The organism is Streptomyces cyaneofuscatus (assembly GCF_000718135.1).
GTDB classification, from domain to species: domain Bacteria; phylum Actinomycetota; class Actinomycetes; order Streptomycetales; family Streptomycetaceae; genus Streptomyces; species Streptomyces cyaneofuscatus.
In genome coordinates this window covers 1-16,669 of sequence record NZ_JOEM01000020.1, presented here as the reverse complement: position 1 = coordinate 16,669, position 16,669 = coordinate 1, and the positions used below count along the sequence as shown (strand labels likewise).

12 protein-coding genes are annotated in these 16,669 nt (G+C 71.6%); 6 read left to right on the top strand and 6 right to left on the bottom strand.

What is annotated here, in order from left to right; genetic code table 11:
• Positions 1–86 precede the first annotated feature (86 nt).
• Positions 87–2,267 (top strand): DEAD/DEAH box helicase, encoded by a 2,181-nt coding sequence (locus IF17_RS0128165; protein ID WP_030571611.1) that lies wholly within the window; start codon positions 87–89, stop codon positions 2,265–2,267.
• 7 nt (positions 2,268–2,274) lie between these two features.
• On the opposite strand, the gene IF17_RS0128160 is transcribed toward IF17_RS0128165, so the two are convergent.
• Positions 2,275–3,306 (bottom strand): multicopper oxidase domain-containing protein, encoded by a 1,032-nt coding sequence (locus IF17_RS0128160; protein WP_030571608.1) that lies wholly within the window; start codon positions 3,304–3,306, stop codon positions 2,275–2,277.
• 219 nt (positions 3,307–3,525) lie between these two features.
• Here IF17_RS0128160 and IF17_RS0128155 point away from each other — a divergent pair, with 219 nt between their 5' ends.
• Complete coding sequence (locus IF17_RS0128155) at positions 3,526–6,036, top strand: ThuA domain-containing protein (RefSeq protein WP_244890556.1); 2,511 nt, start codon at positions 3,526–3,528, stop codon at positions 6,034–6,036.
• Positions 6,033–8,273, top strand: a complete 2,241-nt coding sequence (locus IF17_RS0128150; protein ID WP_030571603.1) for an OmpL47-type beta-barrel domain-containing protein — start codon at positions 6,033–6,035, stop codon at positions 8,271–8,273. The genes IF17_RS0128155 and IF17_RS0128150 overlap by 4 nt, the downstream gene beginning before the upstream one ends.
• Positions 8,274–8,308: 35 nt before the next feature.
• On the opposite strand, the gene IF17_RS0128145 is transcribed toward IF17_RS0128150, so the two are convergent.
• Both IF17_RS0128145 and ligD read right to left on the bottom strand, forming a co-directional pair.
• The gene (locus IF17_RS0128145) at positions 8,309–9,427 is read right to left on the bottom strand and encodes an ABC-2 transporter permease (RefSeq protein ID WP_051884149.1); all 1,119 of its coding nucleotides are present in this window, start codon (positions 9,425–9,427) and stop codon (positions 8,309–8,311) included.
• Positions 9,424–10,449, bottom strand: coding sequence for a non-homologous end-joining DNA ligase (ligD, locus tag IF17_RS0128140; RefSeq protein WP_203611987.1), 1,026 nt, complete (start codon positions 10,447–10,449; stop codon positions 9,424–9,426). Before ligD ends, IF17_RS0128145 begins: the two co-directional genes overlap by 4 nt.
• Before the next feature lie 76 nt (positions 10,450–10,525).
• On the opposite strand from ligD, the gene IF17_RS0128135 reads away from it, so the two are divergent.
• The 3 genes from IF17_RS0128135 to IF17_RS0128125 all read left to right on the top strand — a co-directional run bounded on the left by IF17_RS0128135 (position 10,526) and on the right by IF17_RS0128125 (position 13,183).
• A complete protein-coding gene (locus IF17_RS0128135) occupies positions 10,526–11,587 on the top strand; it encodes an ATP-dependent DNA ligase (protein ID WP_030571594.1) in 1,062 nt (353 codons plus the stop codon).
• Between the two features lie 91 nt (positions 11,588–11,678).
• Positions 11,679–12,644 (top strand): polyphosphate kinase 2, encoded by a 966-nt coding sequence (gene ppk2, locus IF17_RS0128130; protein ID WP_030571591.1) that lies wholly within the window; start codon positions 11,679–11,681, stop codon positions 12,642–12,644.
• 116 nt (positions 12,645–12,760) lie between these two features.
• Complete coding sequence (locus IF17_RS0128125) at positions 12,761–13,183, top strand: ATP-binding protein (RefSeq protein ID WP_030571588.1); 423 nt, start codon at positions 12,761–12,763, stop codon at positions 13,181–13,183.
• A gap of 59 nt (positions 13,184–13,242) precedes the next feature.
• On the opposite strand, the gene IF17_RS0128120 is transcribed toward IF17_RS0128125, so the two are convergent.
• Genes IF17_RS0128120 through IF17_RS0128110 form a run of 3 tightly spaced genes read right to left on the bottom strand, consistent with a single transcriptional unit; the run spans position 13,243 to position 16,393 of the window.
• The gene (locus tag IF17_RS0128120; protein ID WP_030571585.1) at positions 13,243–13,647 is read right to left on the bottom strand and encodes an STAS domain-containing protein; all 405 of its coding nucleotides are present in this window, start codon (positions 13,645–13,647) and stop codon (positions 13,243–13,245) included.
• The gene (locus IF17_RS0128115) at positions 13,644–14,735 is read right to left on the bottom strand and encodes a cobalamin B12-binding domain-containing protein (protein ID WP_030571583.1); all 1,092 of its coding nucleotides are present in this window, start codon (positions 14,733–14,735) and stop codon (positions 13,644–13,646) included. The genes IF17_RS0128120 and IF17_RS0128115 overlap by 4 nt, the downstream gene beginning before the upstream one ends.
• Positions 14,732–16,393 (bottom strand): PP2C family protein-serine/threonine phosphatase, encoded by a 1,662-nt coding sequence (locus IF17_RS0128110; protein ID WP_030571581.1) that lies wholly within the window; start codon positions 16,391–16,393, stop codon positions 14,732–14,734. The genes IF17_RS0128115 and IF17_RS0128110 overlap by 4 nt, the downstream gene beginning before the upstream one ends.
• Between the last annotated feature and the right edge of the window lie 276 nt (positions 16,394–16,669).

Genomic DNA, 16,669 nt, shown 5'->3' with positions numbered 1-16,669 from the left:
GGCTGTCGGTGGGGCGTGGGACGATGGCTGCGTACAGCGAACGGACCACCACCTGCCGGTCGCGGGGCACGGCGGAGAGAGCGACGATGACCGACACCGGGGCCGGGGCCGCCCGCCCGGCGACCACGGGCCGGGCCACCCGGGAGCTGCTGGCCGAGGCGGCGGCCCTGCTGAGCCGGGCCCGTGCCGTGCGCGAGGACCACGCCCGCGCCGTCGACGCCGTGCGGGCCGTCCTCGATCCGCTCCTGGCCTCCCTGGCCGGCCGGGAGCTGGCCGCCATCCCGGTCGCCCGGCTGAAGGACGTCACGGAGGGCCGGCTGCGCCTCGGCGCTCTCGAACAGGCCGGGTTCACGACCGTCGGGCAGGTCCACGGCACGGCCCGCTACGACCTCCGGCTGATCCCCGGGGTCGGGGCGCACACCGCCGATCAGGCGCTGGCGGCCGCCGGGCAGATCGCCGGCGCGGTGCGCGAGACCGTCTCCGTACGGATCGACATGGACGCCCCGGACGACACGATGACCGCCCTGGTCATCGCCCTGCACCGGCTGGTCGAGGCCGGTCCGGACGCACGGCGGGCGGTGGAGGCGGCCGGGCGGCTGGCCGAGCGGCTCGATCCCCTGGTGTCCGCCGCCGCACCGGCCGGGCGCCGGCTGCGGATGCTGTTCACCGGCAGGGAGGCGCGGACCCGGGCACTGGACGCGGTGGCCGCCCTCGGTGCGGCGCTCACGGAGGCGGCGGAGCAAGAGCTGCCGATGCTGTTCGGCCAGGTCTCGGTCGACCTGCTGCGGGCGCCGGAGTCGGCACCCGGGGCGTGGGTGGACTTCGAGCTGCGGTCCGCCGAGTACTACAGCCTCCTTGCCGAGCTGTCGGGCAGCGGCCCGGACCGGGACGCCGCCGAGGGGTTCCTGCCCGCCGGGATCGCGGACCGGGTGCGGGCGCTCCGGCTCGACGACTCGCGGCTGCGGGTCTCCCTGCGCGGCTACCAGTCGTTCGGGGCGCGCTTCGCCCTGGCGCAGAAGCGGGTGGTCATAGGGGACGAGATGGGGCTCGGCAAGACCGTGCAGGCCATCGCCGCCCTCGCCCATCTCGCGGCGCGGGGCGAGAGCCACTTCCTGGTGGTGTGCCCGGCCAGCGTGCTGATCAACTGGAGCCGGGAGGTCCGGGCCCGGTCCACCCTGCGCGCGCTGCCGGTGCACGGGGCGGAGCGCCTGGCGGCGTACGCGGAGTGGGGGGCGGGCGGCGGGGTCGCGCTCACCACGTTCGACGCGCTGCGCACCCTCCCCGAGGACGGCACCGCCCTGTCGATGCTCGTCGTGGACGAGGCCCACTTCGTCAAGAACCCTGCCACCCGGCGGGCTCAGGCGGTCGCCGGGTGGGCGGAGCGGGCGGAGCACGTCCTGTTCCTCACGGGTACGCCGATGGAGAACCGGGTGGAGGAGTTCCGGAGTCTGGTACGCCAACTCCGCCCGGATCTCGCCGATGTGGTGTCGTCCACGCACGGCGCCGCCGGCTCGCAGGCCTTCCGCCGGGCGGTCGCCCCCGCCTACCTGCGCCGCAACCAGGTGGACGTCCTCGCCGAACTCCCGGCGCTCGTGCACGTGGACGAGTGGGAGGAGTTCAGCGCCGGGGATCTGGAGGCGTACCGGGAGGCGGTGGCGTCCGGGCAGTTCATGCGGATGCGCCGGGCCGCGTACGCCGTGCCCGCCGCCTCCGCCAAGCTGGAGCGGCTGCGCGAACTGGTGGACGAGGCACGGGACAACGGGCTGAAGGTGGTGGTGTTCTCCTACTTCCGCGAGGTGCTGGCCGCGGTCGGCGAAGCGTTGGGGCCGGAAGCGTACGGACCGATCTCGGGGAGCCTGCCGGCCGCCCGGCGCCAGGAGCTGGTCGACGCCTTCTCCGCCGGGGACGGGCACGCGGTGCTGCTGAGCCAGATCCAGGCCGGGGGCACCGGGCTGAACATGCAGGCCGCGTCGGTGGTGATCCTGTGCGAGCCGCAGATCAAGCCGACGCTGGAGCACCAGGCCGTCGCCCGCGCCCACCGGATGGGGCAGGTGCGCACGGTCCAGGTGCACCGGCTGCTGGCGGCGGACAGCGTCGACCAGCGCATGGTGGAGCTGCTGGCCCGCAAGGACCGGCTCTTCGACGCGTACGCCCGGCGCAGTGACCTCGCGGAGGCCGCGCCGGACGCCGTCGACGTGTCCGACGGTGAGCTGGCCCGGCGGATCGTCGAGGAGGAGCAGCAGCGGCTCGCCCACCCGCCCGACTGACGGGTGGTCAGTGCTGGTGCTCCGCCGCGCCCTTGTCCTCTCCCTTGCCCTCGGCGGCCTTCTTCTTCTCGGCTCCGCCTGCCACATGGTGGGGTTCGTAGCCCGGGATCGTGCCGTCCGGCTTCTTGATCAGCAGCAGCCCGGCCATCCCCATGTCGGAGTGGCTCTGTACGTGGCAGTGGTACATCCAGGCGCCGGCGCCCACGCGTTCGCCCGCGATGATCTGGAGGCCGAAGGAGTCGGCGGGCCCGCAGATCTTGTTGTCGATGACCCGGCTGGGGTCGTCGGGGCCGGTCAGTATCCCGGTCCGGTTGTCGGCCCAGCGGTGACCGTGGATGTGGAAGGTGTGGTAGTACTCGCCGTGGGTGATCATCACGAATTCGAGCCGGTCGCCCACCGTTGCCTCGAAGTTGACGCTGTTGTGAGCGGTCTTGTTGTTGATCATCATGTCGTTGAAGACGACCGTGCACGTCTGGTCGGGCAGCAGGTCGCCCTTCCTGCGCACCACGAGCGGCCCGTACAGCCCCTTGCGGATACCGCCGGTGCCATGGTCCGTACCGACGACGTGGTCGTGGTAGTGCCAGTAGCCCGCGCTGCCCGGCTCGTATGTTCCGTCCTTCCGGCGGCCCGGCTTGTGCGTGCGCCAGGTGTACGTACGGGTGCCGCCGGGCTCCACGTGGCTCTTGTTCATCCGGGTGCCGTCGTTGGCGATGTCGTAGTCGACGCCGTGAACGTGGAGGCTGGCGTCGACGTCGGTCAGGTTCTCGAAGTCGATGTGCAGGGTGTCGCCCTCGTTCAGTTCGATGAGCGGGCCGGGGATCGACGCCTTGCCCTTCTCGAAGCCGTAGCCCAGCTCGCCGTTCGGCAGCTTCTCGGCGTACATCTTGATCCGGCGCACCACTCCCCCGTCCGGGGCCGTGCGCGGCGGGTTCTCGGCGGAGCTTGCCTCCACCGCGCCGAGCGACAACGATGTCACGCCGGTCGCTGCCGCGGCCGCGCCGCCGACCAGCATCCGCCGGCTGAAGGTCCTTCGGTCCATGTCGAACTCCCTACTGGGCTAAGGAAACTGGCGGAGACGGAGGGCCCCGGAGCTACCGGAACGGGCCACACCGTAACCGGGAGCCGAGCGTTTATCCACACTCAGGACAAAGTTTGTGCGATTGCTGCCATAGCTATTGGCGGGCCACGAAAAGAGGTCTAGCTTCGTGCGCTGTCGCAGTCAACGCTCCAGTGACCAGAGAAGGGTTGGGTGACCCACATGCAAGGCGCATCGCATCACCGGTCCAGATCACGACACCGACGCGGCCTCGCGGCGGCCGTGGCGGCCGGCGCACTGACCGTGTCCTTGCTGAGCGCGGGCGGTCCGGCCAACGCGGGTACGTCGCCGGACCGGGACCTGGTCGAGAAGATGGCGACAACGTTGTCCCTGCCGTCCCCGCCGGGCGCCGCGAACCAGGTGAAGGTGCTGGTCTTCCATGCGTCGGCGGGCGACGAGGCGCCGTACACGGACGCCGGGATCGCGGCGATCGAGAAGATCGGGCAGAGCGGCCCGGAGGCCGGGCGGTTCACCACCGTGGCCACCGCCAACCCGAACGTCTTCACCAACGGCAAGCGGCTCGGCTCCTTCCACGCGGTGGTCTTCCTGACCGGCGGCGGCGACGTCCTGGACCCGGAGCAGGAGGCGGGCCTGGAGGCCTACATGGAGGCGGGCGGCGGCTTCCTCGGCATCCATGACGCGGCGCGCACCGAGCCGTACTCGGATTGGTTCACCGGCCTGGTGGGCGCCCGACCTGCGGCCGGCAGCCCAACTTCCGTGCAGCGGGCCACTGTCGAGATCGGCGACCGGGTCCACCCGGCCACCAAGAGCCTGCCGCTGGAGTGGAAGCGCCCCGACAAGTGGCTGAACTGGGCGCAGAACCCGTCCGGTGAGGTCCACACCGTGGCCCGCGTACGGGAGTTGACGTACAAGCCGGGTACGGGCGCCAACGGCTGGGACCACCCGGTCTCCTGGTGCCGCGACTACGACGGCGGCCGCTCCTTCTACACGGCGATGGGCGGTACGGCGGACAGCTTCGCCGAGACCGACTTCCGCGACCACTTGCGCGGCGCCCTCGCCTGGACGAACCGGACCTCGCAGGCCGACTGCAAGGCGACCATCACCTCCAACTACACGGCCGAGCGCCTGACCCAGCCCAACCAGCCGGGCCAGAACGACCAGATCGGCGAGCCGCACGGGCTCGTCACCGCTCCGGACGGCAAGGTCTTCTACATCGGGCGCGGCGGCGCCGCGAGCGGTGTCCCGGTCGTCACCGACTGGAACAACCCGAACATCGGCAAGGGCAAGGGCGAGATCCACGTCTACGACCCGAAGACCAAGAAGGTCACCCTCGCCGGTGCGCTGGACGTCTTCGGCAACAAGGGCGGCGGCGACGAGCTGGTGAAGGTGGAGGAGGGGCTGCTCGGCATCGAGCTGGACCCGGACTTCGCCTCCAACGGCTGGGTCTATCTCCACTACACCCCGCACGCGAAGATCGACCGCGACAAGCGCATGGCGACCCGTCAGGTCTCCCGCTTCACCTACGACTCGGCCACCGGCAAGCTGGACCTGGCCTCGGAGAAGGTCCTGCTCGGCTGGCCGGTGCAGATCCACAGCTGCTGCCACGCGGGCGGCGGGATGGCGTGGGACTCGAAGGACAACCTGTACATCGCGACCGGCGACAACAACTCCTCCGGTTTCAGCAGCGGTTACTCCGGAAACAACCCGGAGCCGAACTACAAGGGCGTCTCCTTCGCCGACGCCCGGCGCACCTCGGGCAACACCAACAACCTCAACGGCAAGATCCTGCGGATCCACCCCGAGGACGACGGTACGTACACCCTCCCGTCCGGCAACCTCTTCACCGGCAAGGAACCGGACGAGGGCGGCGGGAAGACCCGGGGCGAGATCTATGTGATGGGCGTACGCAACCCGGCCCGGATCTCCGTCGACACCTCCACCGACACGCTGTACGCCGGCTGGGTCGGCCCCGACGCGGGCTCGGCCTCCACCACCTGGGGCCCGGCGAAGTACGACACGTTCGCCGCGATCACCAAGGCGGGCAACCACGGCTGGCCGTTCTGCATGGGCAACAACCAGCCCTACCGGGACCGCAATCTGCCCGACCCGAGCAAGCCGCTGGGCTGGTACGACTGCAACGCCCCGAAGAACGAGTCGCCGAACAACGACGGCCTGGTCAAGCTGCCGCCGGTGACGCCGAACACCATCTGGTACTCACCGCAGGGAGGCGGGGTCGACTACCCGCGCGACGCCAACGGCGTGCCGAGCTACAAGGCCGAGGAGCAGAAGGAGTTGCTGCCCTGGCTCAAGGGCGGTGGCCAGGCGACCATGAACGGCCCGGTCTACCGCTACGACGCGCAGAGCGACTCGACCGCCAAGTGGCCGGCCTACTGGGACGGCAAGTGGTTCGTCGGTGACTTCTACGACGACACGCAGCCGCGCCACGCGGTGATCACCGACCCGAAGACGGTCGGGAAGGGCGGACTGCCCACGCACGCCGAGTCGTTGAAGAAGATCATCCCGGTCGGCGCGGACGGTATCCGCAACCTCATGGACTGGAAGTTCGCCCCGGACGGCTCGCTGTACGTCCTGGACTACGGGCGCGGCTTCTTCACCTCCGACTCCAAGTCCGCGCTGTGGCGCGTGACCTACAAGGGCGGCGCGGCGACTCCGGCCGCCAAGGACCTGGTTGGAAAGGCGGCAGCGCAGTGAGACACCCCGCGTACCTCGCCCGGCGGCGGCATCGGCCGCCCAGCTTCTGGGTCGCCCTGATGGCCTCCCTGCTGATGGTCCTCGGGCTGACCTCGACGGCCGCGTACGGCAAGGGCGGCGACGGCCCCGGGGCGAAGGCCGCCGACCAGGTGCTGACCTGGACCGCGGGCGACCCGATCGACCGCTACCTCACCGCTCCCCAGACGGCGGTGGCCGGCAAGGCGACCATCGTCTTCGAGAACAGCACGGCGACCGGCAACACCACGAGCATGCCGCACACGCTGACGTTCAGCGTGTCGGACCCGGAGTTCAACAACGACGTCCAGCTGAACATCCTGGCCAACCCGGGTGACTCCGAGGGCGGCAAGCACAGCGTGGAGGTCACGCTCTCGCCCGGCCGGTACTTCTACCACTGCACGATCCCCGGCCACGGCCAGATGCAGGGCATCCTGACCGTCACCGAGGGCGGCGGCGAGGAGGACACCGAGGCCCCGGCCACCTCGGCGAAGGTCGACGGCGACCAGAACGGCGACGGCGCGTACATCGGCCAGGCCACGGTCACCGTCGAGGCGACCGACGAGGGCTCCGGCGTCGACACCGTCGAGTACGCGCTCGGCGCGGACGGTGCGTGGCAGCCGTACACCGCGCCCGTCGTGGTGAACGAGGTCGGGGACCACACGGTCCGCTACCGGGCCACCGACAAGGCGGGCAACGCGGCGGCGGAGAAATCCGTCGACTTCGCGGTCGCCGCGCCGCCCACCGACGACGAGACGCCGCCGGAGACCTCGGCGACCGTCTCGGGTGAACAGGACCCCGATGGCGCGTACCTGGGCATGGCCACGGTCACCGTGACCGCGTCCGACACCGGGTCCGGCGTCAACACCATCGAGTACGCGCTCGGCGCGGCCGGTGAGTGGAAGCCGTACACCGCACCGGTGATGGTCCACGAGGTGGGCGAGCACACCGTCCGCTACCGGGCCACCGACCGGTCGGGGAACGCCGCGGCCGAGAAGACCGTCACCTTCACCGTCGTCGAGCCGCCGTCGCAGGACAAGACGGCTCCGGAGACCTCGGTGAAGCTGGAGGGGAGCAAGAACTCCGACGGCGCGTTCATCACCAGCGCCAAGGCCACCGTCACCGCGACCGACGACGACTCGGGCGTGGACAAGGTGGAGTACAGCCTGGACGGCGGCCCCTACCTCGCGTACACCGCCCCCGTGATCGTCGACCGGGTCGGCCACCACACGGTGGCGCACCGGGCGACGGACAAGGCGGGCAACACCTCCGAGGCGAAGAGGGTGTCGTTCACCATCGCCCAGGGCGGCGGGGTCCCTGCGCCGAACTGCGCGGAGTTCGACGAACGGCACACCGTCTTCGTCGGCACGGTCGACACGGGCGTCCCGAACCGGATCACCCGTAACCGCTGCACGATCAACGAGCTGATCGAGGACGAGAAGGACTGGTCCTCGCACGCGCTGTTCCTCAAGCACGTGACCACGGTCCTCGACAAGCTGAAGACCGACGGCGTCATCGACCAGCGCGAGCGCAAGGCGATCAACCAGGCCGCCAAGCAGTCGGGCATCGGCAAGCCGGGCCAGTCCGAGGGGTACACCAAGCTCTTCGACGGCACGGCCGCCTCGCTCGCCAAGTGGCAGCACGTGGGCGGCGGCGCGTTCGGGCTGAACGAGGAGGAGGGCTCGATCACCAGCTCCACCACGGTGGGCGGCATGGGCATGCTCTGGTTCCCGACCCGTGCGTACGGTGACTTCTCGCTGAAGCTCCAGTGGCGCGACGACGCCCCGGGCTCCGGCAACGCCAACGGCGGGGTCTTCGTCCGCTTCCCGAAGGTCCACGACCACCCGGAGGAGTCCCGTCCGGAGTGGGTCGCCATCAAGTACGGCCATGAGATCCAGGTCAACGACCGGCCGGACGGCGACATGTACAAGACCGGTTCGGTCTACGGGTTCGACCGGGTGGGTCTCGGCGGCGCCGGGGTCACGCCCAAGGGCACCTGGAACGACTACGAGATCAAGGTGGTCGACCAGCACTACGAGATCTACCGCAACGGTGTCCTGATCAACGAGTTCGACAACACCGGCGGCCAGCTCTTCGAGCCGCCGCGCGGCGACGACCCGGGCACCGACGGCCGGCGGTTCGCCTCCGGTTACATCGGGCTCCAGGTCCACGGGGTCACGGACGTCATCTCGTACCGCGACATCCGGATCAAGGAGCTGTAAGCCGTACGGGAAGCTGTAAGCCCTACGGAAAGGTCTCAGGAGGCCGTGGCCGCATGCTCAGGCGTGCGGGCGCGGCCTCCTGGGTGCCGGTGGCGCCACACCCAGAACACCGTGCAGGAGACCAGCGCCCAGGCGGCCAGGACCAGGTACGGGAAGAGGAACTGGTGGCCCTGGTAGTAGACGGCGGTGTGCTGGGCGTTGACGGAGGCGCCCGGCGGCAGCCAGCGGCCGATGTGGCCGAGGGCCGAGGGCAGCAGCGGCCAGGAGACCGCGCCGCCGGAGGACGGGTTGCCCAGCAGCACCATGACGCCCCAGGTCGGGATCATCGCCCAGCGGCCCATCAGGGTGTTGAACATGGTGAAGACCATGCCCGAGGTGAACATCGTGAACGCCAGGATCAGCCAGGACTGGACGAACGGCAGGTCGACCGCCCCGAGCCACCAGTCCACGGCCGCGGCGATGGCGAACCCCCCGAGCAGGGCGTACGCGGCGGTGAACGCGATGCGTTCCGCCGGGTTGAGGCCATGGGCGTGGACGCTCAACTGGATCGCGCCGAGGAAGCCCATGATGACGGCGGCCAGCGAGATGTAGAAGAGCGCGAGTCCGCGCGGATCGCCCCGCTGGAGCGGCTTGACGTCCCGGACGGTGACCTCGACCCCGGTGGCGTCGCCGACCTCGATCCCCGCCTTGCCGAGCAGCTCGGCCACGGAGGCGCCGGACGCCCCGGCCACGTCCAGCGCCACCCCGTCGTCGGAGGCGCGCACGATCGCGAAGACCTTCTGCTCGTCCAGGGCGCGGCGGGCGTCGGCGACGTCCGGGTACTCACGCAGTTCGAGGGAGGCGTCGAGCGCCTTCTCCATCCCGGTGACGAACGCCTCGCCGCGCTCCACCTCCGGCTGGGTGACCAGGGCCGCCGGGATCCGGTGCGGGGTGGGGTTGGCCATCGCGTAGGTGTAGGAGCCGGCGAAGAGACCGGCCGCGGCGGCGACGATCAGGACGAGGACGGTCGCGGGGAGGAACGGGCTGTTCTTGTACGCCTCCCAGCGCTCGCGGAGGGTGAGGGGGCGGCCGTGGGCGCCGTGCCGCTGGCTGCTCCCGCCCTGGCCGCTCCCGCTCTCCCCGGTGCCGCCGCCCGCCTCGCCGCTCCCGCTCACGCCATCTCGCCGTCGTCGTCGTGCCGGGCGCGGCTGGGCTGGACCCGCTTCGGTTCGCCGGGCATCTTCGGGTACTCCGGCGGGTACGGCATGTCGCCCAGCCCGCGCTCCTTCTCGTCCCGGTCCGCCAGCTCCAGCAGCCCGTCCAGCCGGAACGCCTCCTGGTCCATGTCCGCGTGGACGTCACCGACCTCGGCGTACCGCACCGGGAGCGTGACGATGTCGAAGTCGCGCGGTTCGGCGTCGTCGATCTCCTCCCAGCGCAGCGGTGCGGAGACCGGGGCGTGCGGGAAGGGGCGTACGGAGTAGGCGGAGGCGATCGTGCGGTCGCGGGCTGTCTGGTTGAAGTCGACGAAGATGCGCTCGCCGCGCTCCTCCTTCCACCACGCCGTCGTCACCCGCTCCGGCATCCGCCGCTCCAGCTCGCGCCCGGCGGCGATGGCGGCGCGCCGGACCTCGGTGAAGGTCCAGGCGGGCTCGATGGGGACGAAGACGTGCATTCCTCGCCCGCCGGAGGTCTTGGGCCAGCCGCGTACGCCGTGGTCCTCCAGGACGGAGCGCAGCTCGTGGGCGGCAGTGACCGCGTCGGCGTAGTCGGTGCCGGGCTGCGGGTCCAGGTCGATACGGAGTTCGTCCGGGTGGTCGGTGTCCCCGGCCCGGACCGGCCAGGGGTGGAAGGTGAGGGTGCCGAGGTTGGCGGCCCAGATCACGGCGGCGAGCTCGGTGGGGCAGAGCTCGTCGGCGGGACGGCCGCTGGGGAAGGCGATCCGGGCGGTGGGGATCCACTCGGGGAGGTTCTTCGGGGCGCGCTTCTGGTAGAAGAAGTCGCCCTCCACCCCGTCCACGAAGCGCTGGAGCGTGGTGGGCCGGTGGTTGAGCGCACGGGTGATCCCGGGCCCCACAGCGAGGAAATACTCCGCCACATCCCTCTTGGTGTAGCCCTTCGCCGGGAAGTACACCTTGTCGGGGTTGGACAGCCTCACCGCTCGTCCGCCCGCGTCCAGCTCCACCGCAGCTCCCATGACGGTCACCGTAGGCCGGTCGCACGTATGCCGCATATCGGGAGACACGGTCAGAGGACCGGTCCAGAATCGGGCCATGGACCTGCCGGTGATGCCACCCGTGAAGCCGATGCTCGCCAAGTCGGTGTCCAAGATCCCGCCGGGCATGAGCTACGAGGCGAAGTGGGACGGCTTCCGGGCCATCGTCTACCGGGACGGTGACGAGGTGGAGATCGGCAGCCGTACGGGCAAGTCCCTGACCCGCTATTTCCCCGAGATGGCCGACGCCGTACGGGAGAACCTGCCGCCGCGCTGCGTCATCGACGGGGAGCTGGTCATCGCGCACGAGGGGCGGCTCGACTTCGACCGGCTCAGCGAGCGCATCCATCCGGCGGACTCCCGGGTGCGGATGCTCGCCGAGAGGACCCCGGCCAGTCTGATCGCCTTCGACATCCTCGCGGTCGACGACACCTCCCTGTTGAGTACCCCGCAGGTGGACCGCCGGGCCGTCCTGACGGCCGCCCTCTCCGGCGCCTCCGCGCCCGTACTCCTCGCTCCGTCCACCACGGACATCGAGCTGGCCCGCGATTGGTTCGACCGGTACGAGGGCGCGGGGCTCGACGGGATCGTGGCCAAGCCGCTGGACCTGCCGTACCGGCCCGACACCCGGGTGATGTACAAGATCAAGCACGAGCGGACCGCCGACGTCGTGGTGGCCGGGTACCGCGAGCACAAGAGCGGCCCCGTCGTCGGCTCGCTCCTGCTCGGCCTGTACGACACCGGGGGCGTGCTCCAGCACGTCGGCGTCTGCGCGGCCTTCCCGATGAAGCGGCGCGCCGAACTCGCCGAGGAACTGGCCCCGCTGCGCACGGACTTCCCCGACCACCCGTGGGGGGCGTGGGCGGAGGCCGCGGCGCACGAGGCCTCACGGCTGCCGGGGACGCAGAACCGCTGGTCGGGGAAGAAGGACCAGTCGTGGGTGCCGCTGCGGCCGGAGCGGGTCTGCGAGGTGGCGTACGACCACATGGAGGGCGACCGGTTCCGCCATACGACGCAGTTCCGGCGGTGGCGCCCGGACCGGGCCCCGGCCGGCTGCACCTACGCGCAGCTGGAGGAGGTCGTCTCCTACGACCTGGCCGAGGTGTTCGCGGGCGGCTGATCCGGCCGGGGGGCTTCCGCGTACATGAGCGGCGGCGACGGGGGAACCCGGCTGCGGGCGGGGGCGTACCGAGGAGAACGGGGAACGAAAGATGGCCGATGGCCCGGAGACCGACCCGGCGGAGCTGCTCAAGGGGCTGACCGTCGATGGACGGCGGCCCGAACAGCCGGTGCTGCTGGACGAGCACGGCCGCCCGCTGGAGACCTGGCGGGAGAACTACCCGTACGAACGGCGGATGCGGCGCAGGGAGTACGAGAAGGAGAAGCGCATCCTCCAGATCGAGCTGCTGAAACTCCAGCGCTGGGTCCGGGAGAGCGGGCAGCGGCTGGTGGTCCTGTGCGAGGGCCGCGACGCCGCGGGCAAGGGCGGGACGATCCAGCGGTTCACGGAGCGTCTCAACCCGCGTGGCGCGCGCGTGGTCGCCCTGGAGAAGCCGACCGAACGCGAGAGCGGGCAGTGGTACTTCCAGCGGTACGTGTCCCACCTGCCGACCGCCGGGGAGATCGTCTTCTTCGACCGCTCCTGGTACAACCGGGCCGGGGTGGAGCGGGTGATGGAGTTCTGCACACCGGAGCAGCACGCGCATTTCCTGAAGCAGGCGCCGCAGTTCGAGCGGATGCTCGTCGACGACGGCGTCCTGCTGGTGAAGTTCTGGTTCTCGGTCTCCCGCAACGAACAGCGCACCCGGTTCGCGATCCGGCAGGTCGACCCGGTACGCCAGTGGAAACTGTCACCCACCGACCTGGCCTCGCTCGACCTCTGGGACGACTACACGGCGGCGAAGGTCGACATGTTCCGGGCCACCGACACCGAACACGCGCCGTGGACCGTGGTGAAGAGCAACGACAAGAAGCGCGGCCGCCTGGAGGCGATGCGCAGTCTGCTGTGGCGGTTCGACTACGACAGCAAGGACGACAAGGCGGTCGGCACCCCGGACCCGCTGATCATCGGCCCCGCGGACACCCTGCTGGAACCGGGTGAGGAGCGGTCGGACCTCTCCCCCACCCCGCTGGCCACCCGGGCCCACGGGCCGGGCGACCATCCGGAGCAGGCCTGACGGCGGGCGGCCGGGTGAGCCATCGGGGTGAGCCAGGTATGGAGGTGGCGGCAGAGGGAATGCGGTGGTTTCCACCGCAGTGGAAAAAGATCGACGGCACGGAAGGAGGTACGGGCGTGTACAGCACTCCTCCCGTACGTCACGCGGACGGCGGCCCGTCCGCGGACCTGCCGCGGACCGCGGGCGAGGCGCGCGATGTCGTGACCCGGCTGCTGGCGGCGGAGTTCGACGAGCTGTCGGACGAGATTCTCTCGAACGTGGTCGTGGCGGACGCCCTGCTGGTCACCTCGGAGATCGTGACCAACGCACTGCGGCACGGCGGGGGCCTCACCGGCTTCTCGGCCCGGATCACCGACGGCGGGCTCCGCCTGGTCGTCGACGACGCGGACCCCCGGCATCCCGTGCTCCAGGACCCGCCGCCCGGGTCGGTCGGCGAGGGCGGTTACGGCTGGTCGCTGGTGCACCGGCTCACCCGGCAGCTGTCCGTCACCTCGCACGAGGACGGCAAACGCATCGTCGCCGTGGTGTCGCTGTTCTGAGCCGTCGCGCCTGCCGGTGAGTGGCGGAACGGCTTCGCGCCGACCGGTGGCGTGACGGCTCAGGACGAGGGCGACGGGCGCTGGTCGGGGGGCAGTGCCGCCTCACCGGCGCCCCGGGCGGGCCGGCGCTCCTCCTGGCGGGCGAAGAGGTGGTCGATTCCGGTGATCCGCATGATCCGGTCCAGGAACGGTGGCGCGTCCTCCACGTGCAGGCGCGCGCCCTGGGCCGCCGCGTCGCGGTGGATCTGGAGCAGGGCGGAGACGCCCATGGAGTCGCACAGCCTCAGCTCCGCGCAGCCCAGCCGGAGGTCGCGCAGGTCCGGCCGGACGGCCAGCCAGTCCCCCGCCCGCACCACCAGCTCGTGGCTGGTGTCGTAGTCCAGGTCGCCGGTGAGGCGCAGCCGGACCCAGCCCCGGCCCTCCTCGGCGGTGACGGTGAGGAGGGGGCTGGGCAGGGCGGTCATGCGGAAGCTCCGGGGGGCTGGTCGGTGGTGGGCACGGCCTCGTCGAGGTGGAGGCGGGCACGGTCGAGCATGCGGGTGGCCCGCGGGAAGTCCTTGAGCTCGGCTCCCAGGGCGTCCAGCGCGGGGCGCAGGGACGCGGCGGGGACCTTGCGGGCGGTCAGGACGGCGGCGGTCCACCGGATGAAGTCGGTGAAGAGGGCGTCGCTGTCGGTGTAGAGGGCGACGCCGAGGAACTCCACGATGTGGGCGATGTCCTCGGCCGTGCGCTCCCGCTGCGGGGCGGAGTAGGCGGCCATCGCGGGGTAGTTCCGCTCCAGGTCCGCCAGCACGACCCGGACGAGCCGGGCCCTGGCCCGTACGACGAGGGTGTACTCCTGGTCGGTGAGGTGCGCCAGGCCCTCCTCGACCGGCCGGCCCACCGCCAGGTCGGGGGGCGGGATGCCGTCGGCCAGCCGCCGGGCCGCGGCGCGCGCGTCGGGGGCCCAGGCGTCGGCGCCGAGCAGCCGGGCGTACCGGCCGTCCGGGCCGAACGCGGCACCGCCCGCCAGCACGGGCACGCCCACGGCCTGGCACGCGGTGATCGCGGTGTGGGCCGTGGGCAGCCGCGTGGCGATGGACGAGGAGAGGGCCACCGCGTCCGCGCCGGTGTTGTGCAGATGGGTCACCAGGTGCGGGGTGGGCACCTGTGCGCCGAGGAAGTCGACCCGCCAGCCCCGCAGGGTGAGGACCTCGGCGAGCAGCCGGGCCGGCAGGGCGTGCCATTCCTGGTCCACGCAGGCGACGGTGATCCGGCCGCCGTAGGGGGCGGGCCGGTGGGCCGGATGGTGGGCGAGCGCGGCGATCACCCGCTCGGCGATCGCGGTCGCGGCGTGCTCCTGGGCGACGGTCAGCCGGCCGGCCTGCCAGGCGTGGCCGACCCGGGCCTGGACAGGGGCGATGACGTCGAGGAGGACCGACTCGGCGGGTGTCCCGGCGTCCAGGGCCCGCAGCACGATGTCGGCGGCGCGGTACTCGTCCCGGCCGGTCACCGCGGTCCACAGGTCGCTGCGCAGTGTGTCGAGACCGGGAGCTTCGACAGTGGTGGTCATGCGGTGTACCTGCCCCGTGTGTGCCCGTCCACCGCACTCAGATGGGTGGTCCGCGGTGCGGTGATGGCGACGACCGCCAGATCGTCGTGGCCGCCGTCGCCGAGCCACTGCGCGGTGAGCATCCGGATGTGCTCCACCACCGCGTCGCCGGGCATGCCGCCGCACTCGGCCAGGGCCCGCTTCAGCCGCTCCTCGCCGAAGAGCTCACCGCCGAGCGGGCCGCCGCGCGCCTCGGTGATCCCGTCCGTGTAGAGCAGGCACGTGTCGCCGGGGAGCAGGGAGGTCTCGACGGTGCGGGCCGACACCTGGTCCAGGGCCCCGACCAGGCTGCCCCGGGTGGCGACCTCCTCCACCCGGCCGTCGTCGCGCACCACGAGGGGCGCGGGGTGGCCGGCCGAGGTGAGCCGCAGGTGCACCTGGTTCTCCGTGCGCAGGACGGACGCCAGGATCAGGGTCGCGAACCGGGTGTTGTCGGCGTTCAGCAGGGCCCCGTTGAGGAGTTGCAGCACCCGCTCGTGGTCGTCGGCCATCGGCATGAGGGCCTGGAGGGTGTTGCGGATCTTGCCGGTGAGGACCGCGGCGTCCAGCCCCTTGCCGCAGACGTCCCCGAGCACCACCAGGGACGGGTCGGACGCCGTGGGGCCGGGGTGGACGTCGTAGAAGTCGCCGCCGACCCTCTCGTGGGAGCTGGAGGGCCGGTAGCCGCCGGCGAACTCCACCCCGTGCACCCGGTGGAGACGGGGCGGCAGCAGATCGCGCATCAGGGTCCGGGTGATGCTGTGCTGTTCCGCGTAGAGGCGGGCCGCGGACAGGGCGGCTCCGGCGCGGGCCGCGAAGAGCCGGGCGAACGTCTCCTCGGTCTCGCTGAACCCGCTGCGGGTGTCCGCGCGGAGCAGGATCAGCGCCCCGGCCGGGACACCGTGCCCCGGCAGCGGGGTGACGACGACCGAACCGACCGGCGTGTCGAAGCCGTCGGGCACCAGCCACTCGGGCAGCGACGTCGGGTCGATCCACCGCGACGGGACGGGCGGGAAGCCCCTCAGCGCCTCGGCGAGACCCGGTACGTCGGAGGGGTCGGCCACGATCATGTCCTGCGTGACGTCCTGGCCCTGTACGGCACGGGTCACGGGCAGCCGCCGGCCCGCCGCCGGGGCCACCACGACGGCCGCGTCGGCCAGGAATCCGGCGGCCAGCCTGGCGGTGGCCGCCATGCACCGCTCGGAGTTCAGCGAGGACAGCAGGACGTTGGACGCCTCGGCGAGGAACCTGGTGCGCTCGCGCTCGGCGGTCAGGGCCTCCTCGGCGGCGTACCGGGCCGTGTGGTCGACCAGCCACCACACGACCTCGCCGTCCGCACGCCGGGTCGGGTGGGCCTCGAAGCGGCGCCCCGCGAACTCCCCATCGACGGCGGGCCGCGGCGAGCCGCCCTGGTGGACTGCGTCGTCGGCCACCGCGGCGGTGGCCCCGGCCAGCCAGGAGAGGCCCTCCGGCAGCGGAACGCCCTGCTCCACGCCCGGGAGGAGGGTCGTCTCCCCCTCGGTGCGTACGGCCGTTCCGGCCCGGTCGACGACGAGCACGGCGTACGGCGGCCGGCCCCACTCGGCCGGGTCGAACCGCTCCTTCGTGGACGTGCCGGTCTCTGTCTTGGGTGAACCCATGAGCGGGGACCCGCCTGTGGCGAGTCGCACCACCTTCCGGTCGGAACGAACTGTTTCCCTCGGGCAAAGATCTCGAAGGGTGCCCGAAATATCAACCCGGTCCCGCACGCGTCCACCGTGCGGGCCCTTGAGAACACAGGACGGTCACGTCACTCTTTCGAGGCCTTCACACATCGTCGGCTCAGGTCGCGGAGGGATCGGTGGTTCCGGGGTCGGCGGGGGCTGGGTCGGAAGTGGCGGTGGGGTCGGAGGTGGCGGTGGGGGTCGGGTCGGTGG